This window comes from Pseudomonas sp. (assembly GCF_037994325.1).
Taxonomy (GTDB): Bacteria; Pseudomonadota; Gammaproteobacteria; order Pseudomonadales; family Pseudomonadaceae; genus Aquipseudomonas.
Genome location: NZ_JBBNAH010000056.1, coordinates 1 through 3,416, shown reverse-complemented (window position 1 = coordinate 3,416; position 3,416 = coordinate 1). Strand labels below are relative to the sequence as shown.

General features: G+C 60.8%; 3 protein-coding genes and 1 pseudogene. 1 reads left to right on the top strand and 3 read right to left on the bottom strand.

Going from position 1 to position 3,416, the window contains the following annotated elements; translation table 11 throughout:
• A partial coding sequence (locus AAAB16_RS01750; protein ID WP_340661784.1) for a LysE family transporter occupies window positions 1-274 on the top strand: 274 nt, incomplete at its 5' end.
• Window positions 275-370: 96 nt separating this feature from the next.
• On the opposite strand, the gene AAAB16_RS01745 is transcribed toward AAAB16_RS01750, so the two are convergent.
• The 3 genes and pseudogenes from AAAB16_RS01745 to AAAB16_RS01735 form a co-directional block, all read right to left on the bottom strand.
• A complete protein-coding gene (locus AAAB16_RS01745; RefSeq protein ID WP_340661783.1) occupies window positions 371-1,105 on the bottom strand; it encodes a hypothetical protein in 735 nt (244 codons plus the stop codon).
• A gap of 28 nt (window positions 1,106-1,133) precedes the next feature.
• Window positions 1,134-1,514 (bottom strand): RidA family protein, encoded by a 381-nt coding sequence (locus tag AAAB16_RS01740; RefSeq protein ID WP_108095077.1) that lies wholly within the window; start codon window positions 1,512-1,514, stop codon window positions 1,134-1,136.
• Window positions 1,515-1,574: 60 nt separating this feature from the next.
• Window positions 1,575-3,416, bottom strand: a pseudogene (locus AAAB16_RS01735) (bifunctional (p)ppGpp synthetase/guanosine-3',5'-bis(diphosphate) 3'-pyrophosphohydrolase); the annotation flags it as partial.

Below are 3,416 nucleotides of genomic sequence, written 5' to 3'. Positions count from 1 at the left end.
GGGCATGGCGTCCAGCCTGCTAAATCCAAAAATCGCGATTTTCCTCGCCGGCCTTTTTGGCGTACTGCGCGACGCGGCCGTGCCCAGTTGGGGGCTGGCGCTGTGCATGGCATGGATGGGCGCGGTGGTGCTGGGGTGGGATCTGGCGCTGGTGCGCCTGCTTAGCGTCGAGCGTTGGCGGTTGTGGTTGCAGCGGCGGGTGGCGATGCTCGATCAGGTGTGCGGCGGGTTGCTGCTGGTGCTAGGCGCCTACTTGCTAGTGGCCGCGCTATAAAACGCACGGTGTGCCGGTCCGCGTTCGCTGTGTGCGCTAAGCGATTTCCAAGTACGCGCCCTGGTGCGCACAGCACACCCTACGCCGGGTTGCGGCCTAGTCCTTTTCGAGTACCCAGGTGCTGGCGCCTGGCAGGTAGCTCGGCATTTCGTCGACCTGCGCCTGATTGACCGCCTGGAAGATTTCAATACGTTCGCCTTCGCGCTTGAACAGCCAACTGTTGCCTTGGTTGCCCAGTTGCAGCCACAGGCTGTCGTTCTCACCGCTCATGGCGGCGCAGTCGCCAGCCAGGCACAGGGCGTAACGGTCGGCCCCCGGCAGCCCTTCGACTTGGCCGTCGGGGTGAAACAACACCAGGCCGCCTTCGCCGACGCCTTGGGTAATCTTCCAGGTGCCGCCGAGGTAGGCGCTATAAAGGGCTTGTTCAAAGCTGCTGCCCGGTGGTGCGTCGATGGGCAGCTTGAGGGTTGAACGCTGGAAGCGTTGCTCCGGGCCGTTCTGGCTTTCGGCCTGGCGCATCTGGTCGTTTTCGACGTTCAGTTGTTCGTGGTAATCGCCATAGAAATCGACGCGCCACTGGCCATTCGCATCGCTGACCAACTGGCCTTCATCCAGCTCAAAGCCATTGCTCACTTCAGCGGTTTTACGCGCGGCGTCGATATTCCATTCCAGGTTTGGCCCATAGGCCAGCAATGCCTCGCGCAAGTTGCCGCCTTGCGAGGCGGCGTCAATCGCCGCCTTATTGATCCACGTGCCATTCGGATCATAGTTGGCGGGGCTGCTGCAGCCACTGAGTACAGCGCTTAGCAGCAGAGCGAGGACGTTGCGCATGGCAGGTTCCTTCCTTGGAGGTGAGGCGTTATTCGATGACCAGGATGGCGTCCATTTCTACCTGGGCGCCACGTGGCAGAGCAGCCACGCCGATGGCGGCGCGGGCCGGGTAGGGCTGTTCGAAGTAACGGCCCATCACCTCGTTAACCTTGGCGAAGTGCGAGAGGTCGGTGAGGAAGATGTTCAGTTTGACGATGTCTTTAAACGAGCCGCCAGCCGCTTCGGCCACCGCTTTGAGGTTTTCGAACACCTGCACGGTCTGGGCTTCAAAGCCTTCCACCAGCTCCATGGTTTTTGGGTCCAGCGGGATTTGCCCGGACATGTAAACGGTGTTACCCGCCTTGATCGCCTGGGAGTAAGTGCCGATGGCAGCTGGGGCGTGTTCGGAAGTGATGACGCTCTTGCTCATAAAAAGCTCCTTGAGGGTTAGTCCTGCGCGCTTGGCGCAGGCCGTCTTACGAAAGGGGGGTCAGGCGCGAACGCGGGAAATATGCACCACGCCTTTAAGGGCTCGCAGCTTCTTGATCACGCGGGCCAGGTGCACACGGTCATGCACGCTGACCACTAGCTGAACCACGCTGATGCGGCCGTCGCGCTCGTCCATGCTGATTTTTTCGATATTGCCGTCGGCGGCGTTGACGCTACTGGCCAGCAGAGCAATCAGGCCGCGTTGGTGTTCCAGCTCGATGCGCAGTTCGACGTTGAATTCGCCAACCACATCTTTGGCCCAGGACAGTTGAATGCACTTTTCCGGGTTCTGACGGATGTCGCTGATGTTTTTGCAGCTTTCCAAGTGCACCACCATGCCTTTGCCAGCCGACAGGTGGCCGACGATGGGGTCGCCTGGAATCGGCGTGCAGCACTTGGCGTAGCTGAGCACCAGGCCCTCGGTGCCGCGAATCGCCAGCGGGCCTTCGGCGCTTGGTAGCTGTTCGCTCTCGCTGGCCAGCAGACGGCGGGCGACCACGTAGGCCATGCGGTTGCCCAGGCCGATGTCTTCCAGCAGGTCTTCGATCACTTCCAGGCGGTACTCGGCCAGTACGCCTTGCACCTGGTCGGCAGGCACTTTTTCCAGATGGCTGTTAAGGCCGGTCAGCACTTTGTTCAGCAGGCGCTCGCCCAGGCTGATGGACTCGGAGCGGCGCTGCAGTTTCAGCGCGTGGCGAATATGGGTGCGCGCCTTGCCGGTCACCACGAAGTTGAGCCAGGCCGGGTTTGGCCGAGCACCCGGCGCGGTGACGATTTCCACCGTGGCGCCACTTTGCAGCGGTTCGGACAGTGGCGCCAGGCGGCGGTTGATGCGGCACGCGATGCAGGAATTACCGACGTCGGTGTGCACCGCATAGGCAAAGTCGACGGCCGTGGAGCCCTTGGGCATTTCCATGATCCGGCCTTTGGGGGTGAAGACGTAGACCTCGTCCGGGAACAGGTCGATCTTCACGCTCTCGATAAACTCCAGCGAGTTGCCGGCGCGTTGCTGCATTTCCAGCACGCCTTTGACCCACTGGCGGGCGCGGGCGTGGGTGCCTTTGGGCTGGTCTTCTTCGTTGGATTTGTACAGCCAATGGGCGGCGATGCCGTTATTGGCCATCTCTTCCATTTCGCGGGTGCGGATCTGAATTTCGATCGGTACGCCGTGCATGCCAAACAGTGTGGTGTGCAGCGACTGATAGCCGTTGGCCTTGGGAATGGCGATGTAGTCTTTGAAGCGGCCCGGCAGCGGCTTGTACAGGTTGTGCACGGCGCCGAGCACGCGGTAACAGGTGTCGACCTTGTCGACGATGATGCGGAAGGCGTAGACGTCCATGATTTCGTTGAACGCCCGGCGCTTGCCACGCATCTTCTGGTAGATGCCGTACAGGTGCTTCTCGCGGCCGACCACTTCGCCTTCCATGCCTTCACGGTTGAGGCAGTGGGTCAGCGACTCTTCAATCTTGTTAACGATTTCCTTGCGGTTGCCCCGGGCGCGTTTGACCGCCTGGCGAATACGCTCGGAGCGCATCGGGTGCATGGCCTTGAAGCCCAGCTCTTCGAATTCCACGCGCATGCTGTGCATGCCCAAGCGGTTGGCGATGGGCGCGTAGATTTCCAGGGTTTCTTTGGCGATACGGCGGCGTTTTTCGCCGGCCAGCACTTCCAGGGTGCGCATGTTGTGCAGACGGTCGGCAAGCTTGACCAGAATCACGCGAATATCGCGGGCCATTGACATGGACATTTTCTGGAATTTTTCTGCTTGGGCTTCGGCTTTGGTTTAGAAGTTCATCTGTGTCAGCTTGCTGACCCCGTACACCAGTTCGGCGACGGTTTCGCC

Bases quoted from the DNA above. Each gene is read 5' to 3' on its own strand.
- AAAB16_RS01740 (WP_108095077.1), bottom strand. From the start codon at position 1,514: ATGAGCAAGAGCGTCATCACTTCCGAACACGCCCCAGCTGCCATCGGC.
- AAAB16_RS01745 (WP_340661783.1), bottom strand. From the start codon at position 1,105: ATGCGCAACGTCCTCGCTCTGCTGCTAAGCGCTGTACTCAGTGGCTGC.